Origin of the sequence: Streptomyces viridochromogenes (assembly GCF_001270495.1) — a bacterium.
GTDB lineage: Bacteria > Actinomycetota > Actinomycetes > Streptomycetales > Streptomycetaceae > Streptomyces > Streptomyces viridochromogenes_A.
Genome location: NZ_LGUR01000219.1, coordinates 179,874 through 199,076 on the forward strand (window position 1 = coordinate 179,874; position 19,203 = coordinate 199,076).

Here is a 19,203-nt window from a genome sequence, read left to right on the forward strand (position 1 = left end):
GATGCTAGCTCCGGTAGATGACGGACCCGTGGCCCGGTCCCGTCGGCCCGGCCGGTCCCGCGGCCTCCACCACGACCTCCCCGGCCGCCGTCCGCGAGTACAGCACCGACCGCCCCGCCCGCCGCCGCTCCACCAGCCCCGCGTCCAGCAGCACCCGCAGATGCCGTCCGACCGAGCCCAGCCCCTGCCCGGTCACGGCGACCAGCTGGGTGGTGGAGAGAGGGGAGTCGAGGAGGACGAGCACCGCGGCGCGCGCGGCCCCGAGCAGCGTGCCCAGGCTCGCGGGCACGGTCCGGGCCGCGGGGTCGGCGAGGGCGCCCGCGCACGCGTAGACGATCGCGTACCGGTCGGGCTCCTCCCAGGACACCCAGCCGCCCTTCGGCGTGACCGGCACGAAGACGAGCTCGGCACCGGAGATCTCGCGGGGCGGGTACTCGTGCAGGTTCACCTGGAGCCGGTTGTCGCCGAGCCAGCGCGTGCGTCCCGGCCGCAGCGAGTCCACCACGGCCGCCCAGCCGCCCCGGCTCACCTGCGCGGTCCGGGCGACCACATCGGCCTCCAGGACGCGCCGGCGCCGGTCCCAGTCCGGTCGTACGGTCTCGGTCCAGACGTAGGCGAGGAGCGCGGCGGCGCGTTCCGGCAGGTCGTCCCGGTCCAGTACGGCGGGGAGCGGGCCGGCGCGGGAGACGGTGAGGTGGGCGCGGGCCTGGCCGGGGTCGGCCGCGCGGACCCGTGACAGGCCCTCCTCGATGGTCTCCCCGTCCCTCGGGGTGGGGGTGAGGAAGTCGGCGATCCAGTCCTTGCCGAGCCCGGCGCGGACGAGGTGCGCGGTGACCGGGTCGGCGGCGAGGCGGGCCCGGTAGCCGGGGAGCCGGTCGTCCAGCCAGGCGCGTTCGCCGGGGTGGGTGGCCGTCCCCGAGTGCAGCAGCTTCAGCGCGGCGAAGGTCTCCGCGAACGGGGAGATGAGGAATCGGCTTCCGGCGAGGGTGTCGGCGTTGATCTGCCACCAGCCCATCGGCCACCGCCGCCTTTCGCGTCTCCGCGAAACAATAACGACCTCTCGCCGGTCCTCACAGACTCGGCGCATGCGCAGCTACCGACAGCTCTTCCGCACCCCTGAGTTCACCCCGCTCTTCCTCGCCTCCTCGGCCAACGTGCTGGCCCAGACGGTCAGTGGTCTGGCGCTGGCCACGCTGGTCTTCCAGGCGACGGACTCGCCCCTGCTGTCGGCGGTGAGCATGTTCGGGCCGTCGCTGACGCAGGTGATCGGGGCGACGTTCCTGCTGTCGGGCGCCGACCGCCTGCCCCCGCGGTCCACCCTCACCGGCATCGCTCTCGCCTTCGCCGCCGCCACGGCCGTACTCGCGCTGCCCGCGCTGCCCCTCTGGGCCGTCTTCGTCGTCCTCTTCGGCAAGGGGCTGGTCGCCTCGCTCGGCGGGGGAGTGCGCTGGGGGCTGGTGAACGAGATCCTCTCCAAGGACGGCTTCATGCTGGGGCGTTCGGTCTTCAACATGATGGCCGGGATCGCGCAGATCCTCGGTTTCGCCACCGGCGGCATCCTGGTGACGGTCCTCTCCCCGCGGGTGTGTCTGCTGCTCGCTGCGGCGCTGTACGTCGTGTCGGCGGTCGTGGTCCGCCTCTGCCTGACCGCGCGCCCGCCCCGCGCCCAGGGTCGCCCGTCCGTCGCGGCGACCTGGCGCGCCAACGCCCTGCTGTGGTCCTCCCGCCCCCGCCGCCACGTCCTGCTGGGCCTGTGGCTCCCCAACGGTCTCGTCGTCGGCTGCGAGTCCCTCTACGTCTCCTACGCTCCCGGGGACGCGGGCGCGCTGCTGGCCTGTGCGGCGCTGGGCATGTTCGTCGGGGACGTGACGGTGGGCCGGCTGGTGCCGCCCGCTGTGCGCGGGCGCCTCGGCACCCCGCTGCTGGTGCTGCTGGCGACGCCGTATCTGCTGTTCTTCCTGAGTCCGCCGCTCCCGCTCGCCGCCGTCGCCGTCACGGTGGCCTCGGTCGGCTTCGGGGCGAGCCTGGTCCAGCAGGAGCGGCTCATGGCCCTGACGCCCACCGAACTCAGCGGCCACGCCCTCGGACTGCACGGCTCCGGAATGCTCACCATGCAGGGCGTGAGCGCCGCCCTGGCCGGTTCGATCGCCCAACTGACCTCTCCTGCGACGGCGATGACAGTCATGGCGGTCACCTCGCTGACGGTGACCGTGACGTTGGGCGTGGTGAGCCGCGGGGATGCGCGGGCCGGCGAGAGGGCACTTCTTCCCACCGACGCCCCGCCCCGACTGTCGCCGGAATGAGGGCACCGCGAACAGCTGCGCGAGGTCATGGAATGGGTGGCCCGGGGCCGCTCCGACGCGCGGATCGCGCAGGGGCTGTTCATCACCTCCGACAGATGGCCAGAACGTTACGGTGCGTTAGATGTGTCTGCGTCATATCCACGCCAACTCGCCTATGGGCAAAGGGAGTTGGCTTAGGTTGGGTGCTTCCCCGACCTCACAGGAGCCCACCGTGTCCGACCCCCACACCCTGATCGACACCTCCACACCGCATTCGGCCCGCTTCTGGAACTACTTCGTCGGCGGCGAGGACCACTACGAGGTCGACCGGCGGCTCGGCGACGAGATCAAGGAGATCTTCCCGGGCCTGGCCGATGTGGCCGTCACCAGCCGCCACTTCCTGGGCCGCGCCGTACGCCACCTGGCCGGCGAGGCGGGCATACGGCAGTTCCTGGACGTCGGCACCGGCCTGCCGACCGCCGACAACACCCACCAGGTCGCCCAGCGCGTGGCCCCGGACGCCCGGATCGTCTACGTCGACAACGACCCCGTCGTCCTCGCCCACGCGAGCGCCCTGCTCACCAGCACCCCGCAGGGCATGACCGCGTTCCTGGACGCCGACCTCTACGCACCCGAGGCGGTCCTGGAGGCCGCCGCGGCCACGCTGGACCTCTCCCGGCCGGTCGCCCTGATGATCCTCAACACCCTCGGCCACGTCGCCGACCACGATCAGGCCTGCGACCTGGTGCGCCGCCTCCTGGCCGGCCTCCCCTCGGGCAGCCACCTGGTGATCAGCGACAGCACGGCGACGAGCGAGGGCGTGATCGCCGCGTCGGAGGCGTACAACGCGAGCGGCGCGGTGCCGTACCACGTGCGCAGCATCGGCGAGATCGCCGCCTACTTCGACGGCCTCGACCTGGTGGACCCCGGCATCGTCCAGGTACCCGAGTGGCGCCCCGCCGCCCAGGGGCCCACGGATCCGGCTACGGCGGCCGTGGACGCGTACTGCGGGGTGGGGCGCAAGGTCTGAACGGCGGCACGGCCCTGCGGGTGTCCCGGGGTCCGGGGGAGGGCCGGGGGCTGGGTGTCCGGGGGTCCGGGCGTTCCAGCGGGCTGGGAGACAGGGCGAAGGTGCCGAGCAGGACGTGACAGGTTGCATCCGCAACTGGCATGCTCACGGTCGCGATCATTGTCGACATCGGGGGAACGATGACCACAGGGTCCCAGGCTGGAGGGTTCTCGGCGAGAGCCGAGTCCGTCGACGGCAGTTCGCACCTCCTGAACGAGCTGGCCGGCCTGCTGTACGCCGGGCGCATGGACGGCGAGAACGCCACGCAGTGCCGCGTGCCGCGCTCACATCCCCAAGTGGCCGAAGCGGTCTCCGACTTCGCCCGGTACGCGCAGGACCAGTACGGGGACCTGGTGACGCTGCTGTCGGCCCTGTCGACGAAGCTCCAGGCGACGGGAAACGCCTACGTGAAGGCCGACGCCGGTGCGCAGCGGGCGATGGACGACCTGCTCGACAAGGGGCGTTACGTCGCGCCCGAGGACCGGTGAGCGAGCGCCATGGCCTACCGCGCGGACGTGGAATTCCTCGACGTGTCGAGCCCGCAGCTGATCGAACGGACCGCGGCCGAGTACGGCCGACTGCACACCCTCCTGGCCTCGTGTGACGACGACCTCCGCAAGGCCGGGAAGGTGGAGTGGGAGAGCGAGTACCGGGAGCGGTACACCAAGCGGCTGAAGGAGGCACTCGACCTGGCGGAGCACCTCTCCGCAGCCTTCAGGCGCGTACGTAAGGCGCTGGACGACTACGCCACGGCTGTCGATCGGGCGAAGGGGCACTTCACGAGCGGGCAGACCGCGGAGGGCCGTCTGGTCGAGGTGATGTCCCGTGAGGCCGACGCGATCACTCCCACGGCGCGTGCCGCGGAACCCCTGCGTCAGTGGGAGGACCTGCGAGCCACGACCGGATTCCTCGACCGGGTGGCGGAACTCACCGTGGACGTGGACGCGATCCGTGAAGAGGCCGAGCACTACTACCACGCCACCAGGAACCACTACGGCGACGCCGAGCGTGTGGAGTCCGCGGCCCGGGAGGACTGCGTGCACGAGATACGGGCGGCCCTGCGGTCCTTGCCGGACTTCCACGGCGGAGACCGTGACCTCCCCGCCCTGCTGGTCGGCGCCGTGGACGCGCTGCGCCGTGAGGTGGGCGACGCCGGCCGCAACCCGAACACACAGCTTCCCGGCACCGGCATGAAGATCGACGCGATCTCCGGGGTGTCGAGCGACACCCCCGTCTCGCCGTCGCTCCAGCGCATACGGGACAGGCTCGCGCGACTGCCGGGCGCGCAGGACCACTACCTGTATCTGCCGTCCGACGACGACGCCGGCCGCCGCGCGTACATCTCGGGGAACAAGGCGCTGATCAACGACGCCGCGCGCAACTCCGGTCTGCCGCCCGAGATGGTGGCGGGCATCGCCTGGCGGGAGGTCGAAGGTGACCCCTCCTGGATCGACGAGGCCGCCTACGGGGTCCGTCGCCACATACCCGGCACGGGAGAGGCGGACCAGACCTCCATGGGGCCGATCGCCATCCAGGTGCGCCGGTCTGCCGAAGTGCTCGGCTACGACCCGGAAAACCTCACCGACGCACAACGTGAGGAGGTGCTCGACGCGACCAAGGACCCGGGCCAGAACATCTACATCGCTTCGGAATACCTCGCCCAGCTCAAGGCCGAGAGCGAGTTCGCCGACGTACCGCCGGAGCGGATGACGAGAGAGCAGATGCAAGAACTCGCGGCACGTTACAACGGTGGCCCCTACTACCGGAGCGATGACGCCCAGGCATACGGCCGTGGATTCGACAGGAACTTCGACGACGCGAAGCGGGCACTCGAATCATGACCGCGCAACAGGCGGCAGGGGCTCCACGGGGGGCACGGGCGTCAAAGGCTCCTCGACTCAAAGGCATCGCCTGCGCATTCCTCCTGGCCATCGGCCTCCTCGTGGCCGGCGCCGCCACCGGTATCGCCTACTTGTCGAATCCGCTCGGCCCCTGGGACCACCAGGCCTTCGACCACGTTCAACTGTTCGCAAAGATCGGGCTCGCCTTCGCTCTGCTCACCGCACCGGTGGCCGCTCTCGCCGTAGCACGCCGCTGGCTACGGCCGTGGTGGATCGTTCCGTGTCTCGTGATCACGATGGCGGCGTGGGGACGCCTCACCGTCTTCTTTCCAGCTCGCTGACCGGGAGAGGCGCCGGCAGAAGCGTCGGGAGAGGGCTGCGCAGGGATACCTGCAAGACCTCGAACGGGCTTGTCCGACACATCTCCGCACCAGGAAGATCGTCGATCATGAGCCTCGACGAACTCAACGCTCCCGAACGCCGGTTGTGGGACTCCTTCTCGAAAGGACGCACCGTCGACGTCCGGGACGATCCGGCCTCGGCGCAAGCAGTGGTCCGGGCCGACGTCATCGCGGCACTGCTGCTGGACGCCGGTGTCGACCACGCTCCGGGTGACCGCCCCGCACTGCGCCTGACCGGTGCGCGTGTCACAGGCCGTCTGGATCTCCGGTTCACCGAGATCGCCGCGCCCGTGGTCCTGACCGACTGCCGCTTCGACGAACCACCCCAGCTGCGGGGCGCCCGGACCCGGGAGTTGGTCATGAGCGGCTGTGACCTGCCCGGTCTCGTCGCCGACACGGCGCAGATCGACGCCCGGCTGGTGCTCTCCCGTTGCCACCTGACGGGGCCCCTCGTGCTCACCCGCACCCAGATCAACGGTGATCTGGACCTGCGCGACACGGTGATCACAGCTCCCGGCGGCGAGGCGCTGGCCGCCGTCCACGTCAAGGTGGTGGGCGATGTTCTGTGCGCCGACCTGGCTGTCGCAGGGTGCTTCCGGCTGTCCGGTGCGTCGATCGACGGCGAGTTCGACCTGGAAGGCGCTTCGCTACGGAACCCCGGCGGCCACGCCCTGGACGCCTACCACGTCCAGGTCGCCCAGGACTTCACCTGCCATCCGGGATTCACGGCCGAAGGGCGGATCATCCTCTCCGGCGCCACGGTCGCGGCAGCCATCGGCTTCTGCGGCGCCCGACTGAGCAACCCCGGCGACATCGCCCTTGAGGCGGTCGATGTCACGGTCAGCCGCAACTTCGATCTCGGCCGCGGGCTCACCGTCGACGGCGGCATCAAACTCGACGGCAGCCGCATCGGTACGGAACTCAGCCTCCGCGACGCCGCACTGACCCACGCCGACGGCAACGGCACCGCCCTGTCCCTGCGCGCGATCCAGGCCCGGGAGACCGACCTGCGCACCCAGCGGCCGATCGACGGCGTGGTGGACGCACGCAACGCCCGGCTCGGCACGCTGTACGACGCCCCCGACACCTGGCCCGCCGACCTCCGGCTGGCCGAGACGACGTACGACGCCCTCGCGTTCCCCCTGACGGCGGCCGAGCGAGTCCGGTGGATCCGGCGCACCAGCGGCGGCTACCTCCCACAGCCGTACGAGCAACTCGCGGCGGCCTGCCGAAAGGTCGGGCACGAGGACGAAGCGCGTACGGTGCTCCTCGCCAAACAACGCCACCGCCGCACCACCCTCTCCCTGCCCACCCGCGCCTGGGGGCACGTCCAGGACATGGCCGTCGGCTACGGCTACCGGCCCATTCGCGCAGGTCTGTGGCTGATGGCCCTGCTCGCCTGCGGCGCACTGTTCTTCGCCCTGCATCCGCCCGCCCCGCTCGAAGCCGGCAAGGCACCGGATTTCAACGCCGTCTTCTACACACTCGATCTGCTGGTGCCGATCATCACGTTCGGGCAGGAAGGCGCCTTCGCGCCACGCGGTGGCGGGCAATGGCTGGCCTACGGGCTGATCGCGGCCGGCTGGATCCTGGCCACCACGGTCACCGCCGGAATATCCCGCGCGATCAGCCGGCAGTGACCGATTCCCCAGCTTCGTAGGGGCAGTTCGACGCATGGCCTGAACGGATCGGGCCCACCCGCCGTATTCTTACCCGATCGAGGTGCGCATTTGACCGAATTCCCTCGGTCTTCATGGGGTTTGTGCATACGGCCGCGAGTGCTGCGGCCACGGGGGATGTGAGGCAACCATGGCGGCGACGAGTAACACGGTGCGCGGCGGCACCGTCCTTCCGGCAGACGCGGCGCGCTGGGCGATGTGGACTTTCGTCGTCGTCAACGCGGTGATCGTCGAGGCGCTGTTCCTCAGCGCCGGCTCGGGCAAGAACGGGGTGCTCACAGTCGCGAAGTTCTTCGGACTGCACGCGGCCCTGCTGATGCTGTTCCAACTGCTGCTGGTGGCCCGGCTGCCGTGGCTGGACCGCCGTATCGGGATGGACCGGCTCACGGTGTGGCACCGCTGGGTCGGCTTCTCCCTGCTGTGGACCGTCCTCACCCACGCCACGCTCGTGGTGCTCGGCTACGCGACGCTCGACGACACGTCCATGGGGAAGACGTTCCTCGCCCTGAGCGGGGTACCGGCCTCCCTGCTGGGCATGCTCGCCGCGACGATCATCCTCCTGATCGCCGTGATCTCCACCCGTTCCCTGCGACGGCGCCTGCGGTACGAGGTCTGGCACGGTCTGCATCTGCTGCTCTACGTGGCCCTGGGCCTGGCGTTCGTCCACCAGTTGCAGGAGACCACGACCTTCACGTCCTCCGCGTTCGCCACGGCCTACTGGTGGATCCTGTGGCTGTTCGCCTTCGGCTCCCTGCTGACCGGGCGGGTCGCCATGCCGCTGTGGCGCAACGCCTACCACCGGTTCCGTGTCACGGCCGTGGTACCGGAGTCGGACCACGTGGTGTCCGTGTACGTCACCGGCCGACACCTCGACAAACTCCCCGCCCGCGCGGGCCAGTTCTGCATCTGGCGGTTCCCCGGGCACAACCACTGGTGGCTGGCCAACCCCTTCTCCCTGTCGGCGGCGCCCGACGGCCGGGGACTGCGCCTCACGGCGAAGGCGGCCGGCAGCACCAGTGCCGGCCTGCGCAACGTCCCGGTCGGCAGCCGCGCCTTCGTCGAGGGACCGTACGGCGCGTTCACCTCACTGCACCGGACCCGGCCCGGCGCCCTGCTGATCGCAGGCGGCGTGGGGATCACGCCCGTGCGGGCGATGCTGGAGGACCAGGCGACCGGTGACGTCGTAGTGCTGTACCGGGTTCGCGGCGAGGCCGACGCCGTGCTGCTGAACGAGGTGCGCCACCTGGTCGCGCTGCGGGGCGGGCGGCTGCACCTGCTCACGGGCAGGACCGCCGAGGGCGCCGCCCCGCCGTTCGCCCCGGGCAGCCTGCACCGGCTGGTCCCCGACGTCACCGAACGCGACGTGTACGTCTGCGGCCCACCCGCCATGACCGCGGCCGTGCTTTCCAGCCTGCGAGCCCTGAACGTCCCCGCGCGCCAGGTACACGCCGAGAGGTTCGGCCTGGCCTGACCGCGGTGAACCCTGTGATCAGCCGCCGAAGGCGGGTGCGTCGTCGTGTGCCCAGTCGGCGAAGGTGAGTGCGGGCCGGCCCAGCGAATGCGTCCACCGGCTGGGCGACATGACACCTCCGAACCAGCTGATCTTGACCGGGTCGACGACGTCCGCGATCAGGACGAGGACGGGCCGCATCGTCGGCAGTCACGCCGCCAACATGGCCGAGGCACACGAGGCCGACCGCTTGCCGCGCCTGGGCATGATCGCGCCGACCCTGTCGGTGACCTATTCCCTCACCGAGGCCGACGGGGCAACCAGGGCCGTTCGGCTCGGCGAGCACGTCGGCAAGGTCAGCATCAGCTGCCTGGCACCGAGCGACGGTCTCGGCGTGGAGGATCACGCCCCCTGACGACGCCTTCGAACGGCCCCGGCAGGTGACGGGCTGAAGTATTCGTTCCCTGCCGGGCGCCTGAGGCCTCCTGCGCATAGGTTGTCGAGTGAAACGCAGGCCAACTCGGGGAGCTCCCATGCCACTTGACGCATCACTCATCAACAGCAACGTGCCGCATTCGGCCCGTATCTGGAACTACTGGCTGGGCGGCAAGGACTGCTACGAGGTCGACCGTCAGGTCGGCGATCAGATCGTTGAGGCCAATCCGCACATACTCGACATCGCCCGGGCCCAGCGGGCGTTCCTCGTCCGCGCCGTGGAGTACCTCGTCGGCCAGGCCGGCATACGCCAGTTCCTGGACGTCGGCACTGGTCTGCCCACCGCCGACAACACCCACGAGGTGGCCCAGCGAGCGGCCCCCGAGTCGCGGATCGTCTATGTCGACCATGACCCGATCGTGCTGGCCCACGCCGAGGCGTTGCTGACCAGTACGCCGGTGGGCAGGACGGACTACATCGACGCTGACATGCGCGATCCCGTCGGCATCTTGGAAGGCGCGGCCAAGACCCTGGATTTCACCCAGCCCGTGGCGCTGATGCTGCTGGGTATCGCCGCGCACGTCACCGACGACTCCGCCTACGACATCGTGGGCCGCCTGGTCGACTCCCTGCCGTCCGGCAGCTACCTCGTGTTCTGCGACAGCACCGAGGCCATTCACCCCGAACAGCAGCGCGCGATGATCAAGCAGTGGAACGAAGCGAGCGGCAATCCGCGTGTCAACCGCAGCCCGGAGGCACTCGCCCGGTTCTTCGAGGGCCTGGCGTTGCTGGACCCAGGATTGGTCTCGGTCTCCCGCTGGCGCCCCGAGCCGACCGGATCCGAACTGCCTTCGGAGGTCGACAGCTTCGGCGGCGTGGCACGCAAGCCGTAGGCGTCACGGAGGACGGCAGGCGCCGTCACATCCCACGCGGTGGGCGTTCCTCGTACAAGGAGCGCCCCTCGTTCCGCGGTCGCTCCTCGGACAGATCGAAGAGGTTGCCGCGCTGGACGACGCACAGGGCCCAGATGACGAACCCCGAAATGGTGATCATCACGACCGACCACACCGGGTAGTACGGCAGCGAGAGGAAGTTGGCGATGATGACGAGTCCGCCGATGGCGACGCCGGCGACGCGCGCCCATGTCGCGGTACGGAGCAGCCCGAAGCTGACGATCACAGCGAGCGCGCCCAGGGCGAGGTGGATCCAGCCCCAGCTGGTCAGGTCGAACTCGAACACGTAGTTGCGCGTCGTGACGAAGATGTCGTCCTCGGCGATCGCCATGATGCCCCGGAAGATGTCGAGCAGGCCGACGAGGAGGAGCATCACGGCCGCGAAGGCCGTCAGGCCGCCCGCCCATTCCTGCTTCGCCGTCTGTGGCCGGGAGTGTGTCGCAGTCATCTTGCGCCTCGTTTCGCGTAGTCCGGAGGCTCAGCGACCGGTGGGGGTGGCCGAGCCCGAGCGTCCCGCACTGTGACCGGTCAGGACCAGCTCCTTCGCCCTGCGGAACTCCTCGTCCGGAGCGCGGCCCGCCATGCGAGGGCGACCACCGCCTCGGCCAGGCCGAGCAGGACGAGCCACAGTCCGAGCAGCCGGGTCAGGGCGCGGGCCGACTCGGCCGGCATGGCGAGCACCACGATCCCCGCGACGATGCCGAGCACCGCGGCGCCCAGGACAACGCCACGGTGTGGCAGATCCTTGGTGGCGATGGCCGTGTAGAGGGTGAGGACGCCGGGGGGCCTTCCAGCTCACCGCCCGGTCGGCCTCGGGCTCCTGCCCGGCGCGCGCCGCCGGACCACCCGGCATGGTCATGGCGCCTCCTCGCGTGATCGAGTGCTCGCTTCCGGACCGCCGCCGGGGCGGTGCGTGAGGGACGGCGTGCGAGCGCCCGACCGCTCCCAGGGTCATACCTGCCGCCGGGTGCCGGGATCACCCAGCACGGGTGATCCATCGACGCCGCCGGGCGGTGAGCTGGAAGGCCCCCCGGCGTCCGGCCCGTCCACCTTCAGGCCGGACCGCACGAGAAGACACGCGATGAGCGATCCGAGCATGCCCGGACGGGCAGCGCCCGGTTCCGGCCGGACGCCCACGGTGACGCCCACGGTCGGCCCCCCGCCGGTGGGTGGCGGTCCTCGCCGTCATCCGCGCCGTGCTCATCGCCGTCGGCCGTTGCTCACGGACCTCCCCGGCCGATCCGGTACGGCGCGCCTCCCGGTTCTGTCACTCCGGAAGCTGCCGCATCTCCATGACACGCAGTCCCAGCGACTGGCAGCGCGCCAGGAGCCCATACAGATGCGCCTCGTCCACGACAGGGCCGAACAGTACGGTCTGGCCGGACATCACCACGTGGCCCAGCTCCGGAAAGGCTTTGGCCAGTGTTTCGGACAGGTGTCCCTCGATCCGGATCTCGTAGCGCACGAGCTGTCCTTCCGAGGACTGCTGCGGACAGGCGGATGGCGTCCTTCTCTGCGATCCTCCGCCTCCGCGCTTCTAGGGACCTCACCCGGTACAGGTGACCGTCGCCGGCAACTGAACGCCACGGATCAATGCTTCAGGACGATCTTGAAGGAGATGATCAGCAGACCGAGCAGGAGGTTGACCGCGGCGGTGGCCGCCATGAGCCGTGGCGTAGCACCCGCGCGGCGTGCCGCGGCCACGGACCAGCCCACCTGGCCGGCCACGGCGACGGAGAGAGCGAGCCAGAGGGCACCTCGTACGTCCAGGCCCAGGAGCGGACTGACGGCAACCGCGGTCGCAGGCGGGACGGCGGCCTTGACGATCGGCCACTCGTCACGGCACGCGCGGAGCACGACCCGGCGGTCCGGGGCCTGCTGCGCCAGACGGGCCCCGAACAGCTGGGCATGCACGTGCGCGATCCAGAACACCACCCCGGTGAGCAGCAGCAACAGCACCAGCTCGGTACGGGGGAACGAGCCCAGGGAGCCGGCGCCGATCACCACGGAGGCCGCGAGCATGGAGCCGTAGACGCCGCCCGTGTAGTCCGCCTGTGCCCGGCGTTCGGCACGGCGCTCCGCGCGGGCCGTCGCCGGGCCGGCCACGGTTCTGCTTCTGGTTCTGGTCACCGGTGACTCCCTCCGGACTCAGGGGGGCGATCCGGTCGCTCCGGCCGGAGCGTCGGCGTCCGGCTGCCGCGGACGGCTTGGCCGGGCGGTCGGCAGGTGCGGTGTGACCAGGAAACTGGCGAGAGCGATGCCGCCGGTGGCCAGGATCGCCGCCTTCAGGCCGTCCAGCTGCGCGGAGGCGTAGGTGTCCGTGACGGCCTCGACCTGGGACGATGGCAATCCGGCACGCTCGGCGGCCGAGTGCACCTGATCGGTGGAGACGAAGGTGATCCCCGCCTGGAGAGCGACACCGACCTGCTCGCGGGTCTGTTCGGACAGCTGCGGATTGTCGTCCACCTGCGTGGTGAAGGCGTGGGCCAGCGCACCGATGAGGATCGACCCGATGAGCGCGGTGCCCAGAGCCGAGCCCAGATTCTGTGCCGTGAACTGGAGCCCTCCGGCCTCACTGCGTTCCTCCTCGCCGACGCCGGACTGGACGACGTTGCCCAGCTGCGAGGCGAGCAGGCCGACGCCCACGCCCAGCAGGGCCATGGCGCCGGCGAACTGCGCGTCGTCGATGACCGGGTCGATGGTGGCCAGCAGCCACACGATGGCCGCCACCAGGGTCGCCAGGGCCAGCCGAACCACCCGGCGCGGCCCCCACAGCCGTCCCAGAGAGGACGCGGACAGGGAGGTCACCAGCATGGTGGCGGACACCGGGAGCAGGCGCAGCCCCGTCTCGAAAGCGTCGAATCCCTGAACCACCTGCAGGTACAGCGGGATGGTGAAGAACAGTCCCAGCAGGATGAGGTTCTGGCTCAGCAGCGTCATCAGGCCGGACCGCAGCACGGGCCTGCCCAGCAGGGACAGGTGTACGAGGGGGTCGGCGCCCTGATGCTCCCGCCGCCGCTCCCAGTGCCGGAAGAGGGCCAGGACGGCCGCCCCGGCGCCGACGACGAACAGCGTCGGTGCGAAGCCGAGGACGGTGAAGGGAGGGTTGCGGGGCTGCACCCATCCCCAGGTGCTGCTCTGCAGCACCCCGAGCACGCCCAGCCCCAGACCGGCCGCGGAGAGCGCCGCGCCGACCCCGTCCAGCCGGGGGCGCGGACCGGTCGGGGCGGGCGTCGCGATCACCCGGCGGCACAGCAGGACGGCCACGACGACCACCACCTCGCCGGCGAAGACCAGCCGCCAGGTCAGATACGTCGTCACCCAGCCGCCGAGCAGGGGGCCGACCGCGATCCCGGCGCCGGCGAGCCCGCCGATGACCGCGTAGGCGACGGCCCGGTCCTTCCCGCGGTACGACTCCGCGACGAGGGCGGCCATGGCCGGCAGCACCATGGCCGCTCCGAGCCCCTCGATGACGGACCAGCCCAGTGCGAGGACCCACAGGGTGGGTGCCGCGGCGGTCAGGGCCGACCCCACGCCGTAGACGACCAGCCCGAGCAGGAACATGCGGCGACGCCCCAGGATGTCCCCGAACCTGCCGCCGATGATCATGAACGCGGCCATGACCAGCGCGTACAGGGTGATGACGGCCTGGATGGCCGTGACCTCCGTGTCGAAGTCCTCGACCAGCTGACTGATGGACACGTTCATGACGGAGGTGTCCAGGACCATGAGGAACTGGGCCGTGCCGAGGACGATCAGAGCCCGCCAGTGCTTCACGGTGTCCACCTCGCAGAGGGCCGGCGCACGCCTCGCCGCTCCCCCCATCGCATCCCAGGCACGCGCCCCGTGCCTCACCCGCAATGGGGGAAGGGCTGCGCCGCGGCGCTGTCTGCTGATGGAGAGGGCGGACAGGGGTACCAGACACGACTAGTCGAAAACCCCTCCGCATCGCGCCCCTTCGCCGCATCTACCGATCCTTCGCGTCGCCGAGGTGGCCGGCCTCCACGTCATCCGCCTCCACGACGCCCGCCACGGAACGGCCACCCCGCTCAGGGCGGCCGGAGTGGCACCCCGCGTCGTGATGGAGATCCTCGGGCACAGCCAGATCAGCACCGCGAAGCCATGAGCCGCATGGACCGGCTACTGCGAAAGCGGCGGCTCGGTTGCGAGTGACCGGCCCCCGTTGATGTCAGGAGTAGATGTCAAAGGCCCCGGACCATGATCGGTCCGGGGCCAGGGGGGGGCAGCGTGGCCCGGCGCACGCAAACGGCCCCGGACGAGGAGCCCGGGGCCGAGTGGAACGCCTCCCTGGGGCGGAATCCCAGCTCGGCGACGTAATGCGTGATGCCCCCGGCCCGCCAGCCGTCTCGACGGGATGCCGGGCGCGGGATGTCCCCCGCTGTCCGCACCGACTCTCAGTGCACGATCGCGGCGGGCGGTTCTGCTGCACGGACCGCCGTGTCGCTCGCGGGGCCGCGTAGCCGCACCTTCTGTAACCGTTCCAGTTCGCACTGTTGACACCCCGCGCGCATACCTTTAACGTCGCGCCAATATTTCGAACATGTGACTATATTTCGAACGTTGAAAGGCGAATGCCCTGTGCGTTGCCGGAATCAGCACGCATGTGGTCGGAACGCGGCACCGATTCGAACCCTGTGTCGGGCCGCCCCGACCCTGACGACCTCGGCGGCTATGCGTGGATCCACGAGGGCGCCGAACTGATCCGTCACGGCGCACGGCGCTGTCCGAGGTTCGGTCTGTCCAGGGCGCCCGGGGGCCTGCCTGTGCGGCCTCCCATCTGCGGGACCTGACCCTCGACACCGCCCGGGAACGGGTGCGGCGTGTCCCACTCGCTCTCGACCTGCCTGCCGACTGCCGCTCCACCGCTTCCCCTCGACGGCTGATACGCCGTCATCCCCTCAACGACGAGAAGGACAAGGAACGAATCACCATGTTCAATCGAAGAACCGTCCTCGCCGGAGTCGCCTCCCTCGGCCTCACTCTGTCCGCCTGCAGTAAGGGCGGCGCGGGCGGCTCAGGGGGCAGCTCCGAGGGCGGTACCGTCGGTGTCGCCATGCCGACCCGGTCCTCCGAGCGCTGGCTCACCGACGGCAGGAGCGTCGTCGAGGGCCTCAAGGCCATGGGGTACAAGACCAAGCTGGTCTACGGCGACGACGACCCGAAAGCCCAGGTCTCACAGATCGAGAAACTGATCCAGCAGGGCGTCGACGCCCTGATCATCGCGGCCATCGACAACAGGTCGCTGAACGACGTGCTTCAACAGGCCGCCGACGCGGACATTCCGGTGGTCTCCTACGATCGGCTCATCCTCGGCACCAAGAACGTCGACTACTACGTTTCCTTCGACAACGAGATGGTCGGCATGATCCAGGCCCGCTACATCATCGACAAGCTCGGCCTCGACGACGGCAAAGGCCCGTTCAACATCGAGTTGTTCGCCGGTTCCCCCGACGACAACAACACCAAGTACTTCTTCGACGGCTCGATGACGCACCTGCAGTCGTTTCTGGACAGCAGGCAGTTGGTCGTCCGGTCCGGCGAGACCAAGCTCAACCAGATCACCACACCTCGCTGGGACGGGCCCACCGCGCAAAGGCGCATGAGCGACATCCTCACCAAGTGGTACCGCAGTGAGCGGGTCGACGCGGTCCTGTCGCCGTACGACGGCATCTCGAGGGGCGTCCTGTCCGCGCTGAAGTCGGGCGGCTACGGCTCCGGCGTCGAGCCCCTCCCGGTCATCACCGGTCAGGACGCCGAACTGGAGTCGGTGAAGTCGATCATCGCGGGTGAGCAGTCGCAGACCGTCTACAAGGACGTCCGTCTGCTCGCCGAGGCCGCCGCGACCATGGTCGACGACCTGCTCAAGGACAGAGTGCCGTGGGTGGACGACGCCGTGGGTTACAACAACGGAGTCAAGGCCGTGCCCGCCGTCCTGCTGCAGCCCGCGGGCGTCGACAAGACCAACTACGAAACCCTTGTCGAGGACGGCTACTTCACCGCCGGCGAGCTCAAGTAGCGGCACGGCCCCCTTCACGACAACGCGTGCACGACGCTCGTCGTGACACTGACACCCCCCTCCCAGCCGTGAGTTGCCGGCTTTCAGCGTGCCGAAGGCCGGCTTGAGGTAGTCGCGGATGATGCCTCAGTCCGCTCGTACGACGACCGGGTGATGGTGCGTGGCAGCGTCCGCTTCTTTGTCGACCACACGCCCGGCATGACCGCCGCGGGTGAGGCCGCGGAGGGAGCAGAGGCCGTGGAACTCGCCCGCCATGAACGGCCGGACGTCGTGCCGATGGACGATCGCATGCCGAAACCGGACGGCAACGAGGCGACCCGCCGTCCGCGTCCTCATCCTCACCACCTTCGACTTGGACGAGTACGCCTACGCCGCCCTGTGCGCGGGAACCGTTCGCTGCCCTTGATCCCGCACCACTCCTGGCCCCTTGCGCGTGTGCGGCTTGTGGTGGGCCGCGTCGTTCCCGTCGCCCGAGCTGTCGTAGGCCACTCGCTGACGGTTGCGGTAGCGGTAGCGGTAGCGGGACCAGGGGGAGACCGTGCGGTGCGAGTTCACCTTTCACCGACTTGCCGTTGAGGCTGTTGAGGTCCGTCTATCCTGTGGCCCGAATCGCCGGGCGGGGGAAGGATTCGGGCACGTGCCGCTGAGTGAGGATGACCCGCGGTCAGTCGGTGAATACGTGCTGGTCGACCGGCTCGGGTCCGGCGGTATGGGTGTCGTGTATCTGGGCCGGTCGCGTTCCGGGCGTGACGTCGCCGTCAAGGTGGTGCACGGACAGTACGCCCATGACGAGGTCTTCCGCACTCGCTTCCGGCAGGAGATCGATGCGGTCCGCAAGGTGAGCGGGGTGTTCACCGCGCCAGTTGTGGACGCGGACCCGGCGGCCGTACGGCCGTGGATGGCCACCCAGTATGTGCCGGGCCCGTCCCTGGCCGACCGCGTCCGCAAGGACGGACCGCTGGGCGCTGCCGAACTGCGGCGGCTGGCGCTGGGGCTTGTGGAGGCGTTGCGAGACATTCACCGGGCCGGGGTCGTCCACCGGGACCTGAAGCCGGCGAACGTCCTGATCGCCCAGGACGGTCCTCGAGTCATCGACTTCGGGATCTCGCGTACGGCGGAGAACCTGACGCTGACCCAGACCGGGCACATGATCGGCACCCCGCCGTTCATGTCCCCGGAGCAACTCAGGGACTCCCGGTCGGTGGTACCGGCCTCGGACGTCTTCTCGCTGGGGGCATTGCTGGTGTACGCGGCGACGGGGAGGGGGCCGTTCGACGCTGAGAGCCCGTACATGGCGGCGTACCGGGTGATGAATGAGGAGCCCGACCTGGCGGGGGTGGCAGAGCCGCTGCGGGGGATCGTTGCGCGCTGCCTGGCGAAGGAGCAGGGAGAACGGCCGGAACTCGGCGAACTGGCAAGGGAGTTCCAGGCGCTGTCTGCGGGGGAGTCGGTAGTCGCATCGCGCGCCACCGGACCTGCCGCGTCGGAGATGCCGCACGCGAGCGGCGGCGGGCGCTTGCGCTCACGCGTGAGCCTGGCTGTCACCATCGGGGCTGTCGCCTTGGGCGCCCTCGGACTCACGGCGTATCTCGTGCTTGGCGAGCGGGACGCGGACTGGGCGAAGAACGGAACCGGTGCGGGACACCTGAAGCCCGCGTCGCCGTCCGCCAGCCCTCGCTGGGGGCCGCCGCCCAGCGGCTGGCGGCCCTGGCTGACGACGGTGAACGCGCCCGCCGCGGTCGGCCCCGACCAGACGGTCACGACCGTGGACGGTGGGGAAGAAACGTACTGCGTGCTGAGCGACGGCGCCGTCTACTGCGGGGGAACGGGTGTGCTCCCGATGCGCGTCGACGCGGCGACCGGCGCGCTTGCATGGCGCGCCACCTCCACGCGAACGGTCGCTAGGTACGCGCTGTACCGGACGAAGGTTCTCGGGGTACGGGACGGCTTGGTGCTCGTGGTGGAGACGCTCGGTGGGGAGAGCGGGGACGAGAAGCACACCCTCCTGGCACTGGATCCCGACAGTGGCGGACGCCGCTGGAGCCAACCTCTGGGCGCCGGCTACGGCGGGGGCATCCTCTCCGGCGACCTGGTCCTGACCGCGAGTACGGACGGGCGCGTGGTGACGGCCCGGTCGGCGCGCAGCGGTGCAGTGCGGTGGACAAGGCCCCTGCCCGAAAGGAACGTGTGCCGCTTCACGGACAGCGACCGGGGCGTGTACCTGCTCTGTCAGGAGCTGGAGGACCTCAGTGGCAGAGTATCCGTCCTGACCCTTGATCTGACCGACGGCAGTGCGCACCGCTCGGAGACTCAGTTCGACAGTGCCTGGGACGGAGTGGACGGAACGTACGACGGCAGGCTGGTCTTCGTGCAAAGACACGGAGACGGGACCGGCAGCGACTTCGAGGACCAGATCTACACCCGTGTCGTACTGGTCGACCCCGAAACCGGCTCCCGTAGTGCGACGAACATCGCGGAGGAAGTGCGCGGATGGCCGACGCTGCTGGACGGTCGGCTCTACTTCGTGCGCTCCAACGGCGAGGTGACGGCCGTGTCATTGCAGACCGGCATGCAGCTATGGCGGACTCAGACGACCTTGGAAAACGCGGGGAGGCCGGTGCTCGACAAGGGTGGCCACACGGTCTACCTGGCCAGCACGAGCGGCCGAGTCGTAGCAATCGACGAACGCACGGGCGACAACTTGTGGGAGTCCGCGAGCCGCACCGACCCGTCAACGGCGGGCGACCCCTTCCCCCAAGTCCTTCTCAACCAAGGCGCGTTGATCGTCGTGACCCTGGATGGCACGCTCTTCACCCTCGACCCGAGCCATCCGGACCGGACGTCGGCCACCGCGGCATCGGAATCCTGACGCAGACGGGCACAGAGGCGAGGGCGCACCTGATGGTGCGCCCTCGCCAAGGAGTCCTGGACGGACTCATCGAGGGCTCGGCGGCCTGACAGTCCAGCCAGCGGGATGCCTCCCGATTGGCGGGCCGCACTCCTCCTTGGCGTCAGCGCGACTGCTGACAGCAGGCCGAATGCCCCGAGACACACAT

General features: G+C 69.9%; 18 protein-coding genes and 4 pseudogenes. 14 read left to right on the forward strand and 8 right to left on the reverse strand.

Translation table 11 applies throughout. The features are described from left to right. Positions 1-4: 4 nt before the first annotated feature. The gene (locus tag ADK36_RS30530; RefSeq protein WP_048585239.1) at positions 5-1,015 is read right to left on the reverse strand and encodes an ArsR/SmtB family transcription factor; all 1,011 of its coding nucleotides are present in this window, start codon (positions 1,013-1,015) and stop codon (positions 5-7) included. A gap of 70 nt (positions 1,016-1,085) precedes the next feature. On the opposite strand from ADK36_RS30530, the gene ADK36_RS30535 reads away from it, so the two are divergent. The 7 genes from ADK36_RS30535 to ADK36_RS30565 all read left to right on the forward strand — a co-directional run bounded on the left by ADK36_RS30535 (position 1,086) and on the right by ADK36_RS30565 (position 8,743). Beyond that, positions 1,086-2,303: an MFS transporter gene (locus ADK36_RS30535; RefSeq protein WP_048585240.1), complete on the forward strand. Its 1,218-nt coding sequence runs from the start codon at positions 1,086-1,088 to the stop codon at positions 2,301-2,303. Between the two features lie 211 nt (positions 2,304-2,514). Then, positions 2,515-3,312 (forward strand): SAM-dependent methyltransferase, encoded by a 798-nt coding sequence (locus ADK36_RS30540; RefSeq protein ID WP_234329929.1) that lies wholly within the window; start codon positions 2,515-2,517, stop codon positions 3,310-3,312. Between the two features lie 179 nt (positions 3,313-3,491). Then, on the forward strand, positions 3,492-3,839 hold the full coding sequence (locus tag ADK36_RS30545) for a hypothetical protein (RefSeq protein WP_048585289.1): 348 nt from the start codon (positions 3,492-3,494) through the stop codon (positions 3,837-3,839). A gap of 9 nt (positions 3,840-3,848) precedes the next feature. Further along, positions 3,849-5,192 (forward strand): hypothetical protein, encoded by a 1,344-nt coding sequence (locus ADK36_RS30550; protein ID WP_053199703.1) that lies wholly within the window; start codon positions 3,849-3,851, stop codon positions 5,190-5,192. Then, on the forward strand, positions 5,189-5,533 hold the full coding sequence (locus tag ADK36_RS30555) for a hypothetical protein (RefSeq protein WP_048585243.1): 345 nt from the start codon (positions 5,189-5,191) through the stop codon (positions 5,531-5,533). Before ADK36_RS30550 ends, ADK36_RS30555 begins: the two co-directional genes overlap by 4 nt. 107 nt (positions 5,534-5,640) lie before the next feature. Next, positions 5,641-7,233: a hypothetical protein gene (locus ADK36_RS30560; RefSeq protein ID WP_053199705.1), complete on the forward strand. Its 1,593-nt coding sequence runs from the start codon at positions 5,641-5,643 to the stop codon at positions 7,231-7,233. 169 nt (positions 7,234-7,402) lie between these two features. Beyond that, entirely contained in the window at positions 7,403-8,743 is a 1,341-nt protein-coding gene (locus tag ADK36_RS30565) for a ferredoxin reductase family protein (protein ID WP_199830280.1), read from the forward strand. A gap of 18 nt (positions 8,744-8,761) precedes the next feature. On the opposite strand, the gene ADK36_RS49110 is transcribed toward ADK36_RS30565, so the two are convergent. Further along, a complete protein-coding gene (locus tag ADK36_RS49110; protein WP_159029280.1) occupies positions 8,762-8,923 on the reverse strand; it encodes a hypothetical protein in 162 nt (53 codons plus the stop codon). Between the two features lie 22 nt (positions 8,924-8,945). Between ADK36_RS49110 and ADK36_RS30570 the strand changes: the two genes are divergently transcribed. Together ADK36_RS30570 and ADK36_RS30575 are read left to right on the forward strand one after the other, a co-directional pair. Further along, entirely contained in the window at positions 8,946-9,137 is a 192-nt protein-coding gene (locus ADK36_RS30570) for a hypothetical protein (protein WP_053199706.1), read from the forward strand. 118 nt (positions 9,138-9,255) lie between these two features. After that, the gene (locus ADK36_RS30575) at positions 9,256-10,050 is read left to right on the forward strand and encodes an SAM-dependent methyltransferase (protein WP_053199708.1); all 795 of its coding nucleotides are present in this window, start codon (positions 9,256-9,258) and stop codon (positions 10,048-10,050) included. A gap of 25 nt (positions 10,051-10,075) precedes the next feature. Here ADK36_RS30575 and ADK36_RS30580 read toward each other — a convergent pair whose 3' ends face one another. The 5 genes and pseudogenes from ADK36_RS30580 to ADK36_RS30600 form a co-directional block, all read right to left on the reverse strand. Continuing rightward, positions 10,076-10,558 carry a DUF7144 family membrane protein gene (locus ADK36_RS30580; RefSeq protein ID WP_048585247.1) on the reverse strand — a complete coding sequence of 161 codons (483 nt, stop codon included), beginning with the start codon at positions 10,556-10,558 and terminating at the stop codon, positions 10,076-10,078. An 80-nt stretch (positions 10,559-10,638) separates the two neighbouring features. After that, a pseudogene (locus ADK36_RS30585) lies at positions 10,639-10,890 on the reverse strand (DUF308 domain-containing protein); the annotation flags it as partial. Positions 10,891-11,377: 487 nt separating this feature from the next. Then, a complete protein-coding gene (locus tag ADK36_RS30590; protein ID WP_048585248.1) occupies positions 11,378-11,575 on the reverse strand; it encodes a hypothetical protein in 198 nt (65 codons plus the stop codon). A gap of 125 nt (positions 11,576-11,700) precedes the next feature. Further along, on the reverse strand, positions 11,701-12,240 hold the full coding sequence (locus ADK36_RS30595; RefSeq protein WP_234329930.1) for a hypothetical protein: 540 nt from the start codon (positions 12,238-12,240) through the stop codon (positions 11,701-11,703). 18 nt (positions 12,241-12,258) lie between these two features. Beyond that, entirely contained in the window at positions 12,259-13,887 is a 1,629-nt protein-coding gene (locus ADK36_RS30600; protein WP_048585291.1) for an MFS transporter, read from the reverse strand. A 202-nt stretch (positions 13,888-14,089) separates the two neighbouring features. On the opposite strand from ADK36_RS30600, the pseudogene ADK36_RS46910 reads away from it, so the two are divergent. From ADK36_RS46910 to ADK36_RS46915, 4 genes and pseudogenes are all read left to right on the forward strand, one after another. Further along, a pseudogene (locus tag ADK36_RS46910) lies at positions 14,090-14,283 on the forward strand (tyrosine-type recombinase/integrase); the annotation flags it as partial. A gap of 467 nt (positions 14,284-14,750) precedes the next feature. Next, positions 14,751-14,980 (forward strand): annotated as a pseudogene (locus tag ADK36_RS50585) (hypothetical protein); the annotation flags it as partial. Positions 14,981-15,061: 81 nt separating this feature from the next. After that, positions 15,062-16,147, forward strand: coding sequence for a multiple monosaccharide ABC transporter substrate-binding protein (gene chvE, locus ADK36_RS30605; RefSeq protein ID WP_048585292.1), 1,086 nt, complete (start codon positions 15,062-15,064; stop codon positions 16,145-16,147). Between the two features lie 153 nt (positions 16,148-16,300). Further along, positions 16,301-16,535 (forward strand): annotated as a pseudogene (locus ADK36_RS46915) (response regulator); the annotation flags it as partial. Here ADK36_RS46915 and ADK36_RS49660 read toward each other — a convergent pair. Then, complete coding sequence (locus ADK36_RS49660) at positions 16,514-16,702, reverse strand: hypothetical protein (RefSeq protein ID WP_199830282.1); 189 nt, start codon at positions 16,700-16,702, stop codon at positions 16,514-16,516. The pseudogene ADK36_RS46915 and the gene ADK36_RS49660 sit on opposite strands and share 22 nt — an antisense overlap. An 82-nt stretch (positions 16,703-16,784) precedes the next feature. Here ADK36_RS49660 and ADK36_RS30615 point away from each other — a divergent pair, with 82 nt between their 5' ends. Then, the gene (locus ADK36_RS30615; RefSeq protein ID WP_053199713.1) at positions 16,785-19,016 is read left to right on the forward strand and encodes a protein kinase domain-containing protein; all 2,232 of its coding nucleotides are present in this window, start codon (positions 16,785-16,787) and stop codon (positions 19,014-19,016) included. Positions 19,017-19,203: the final 187 nt, after the last annotated feature.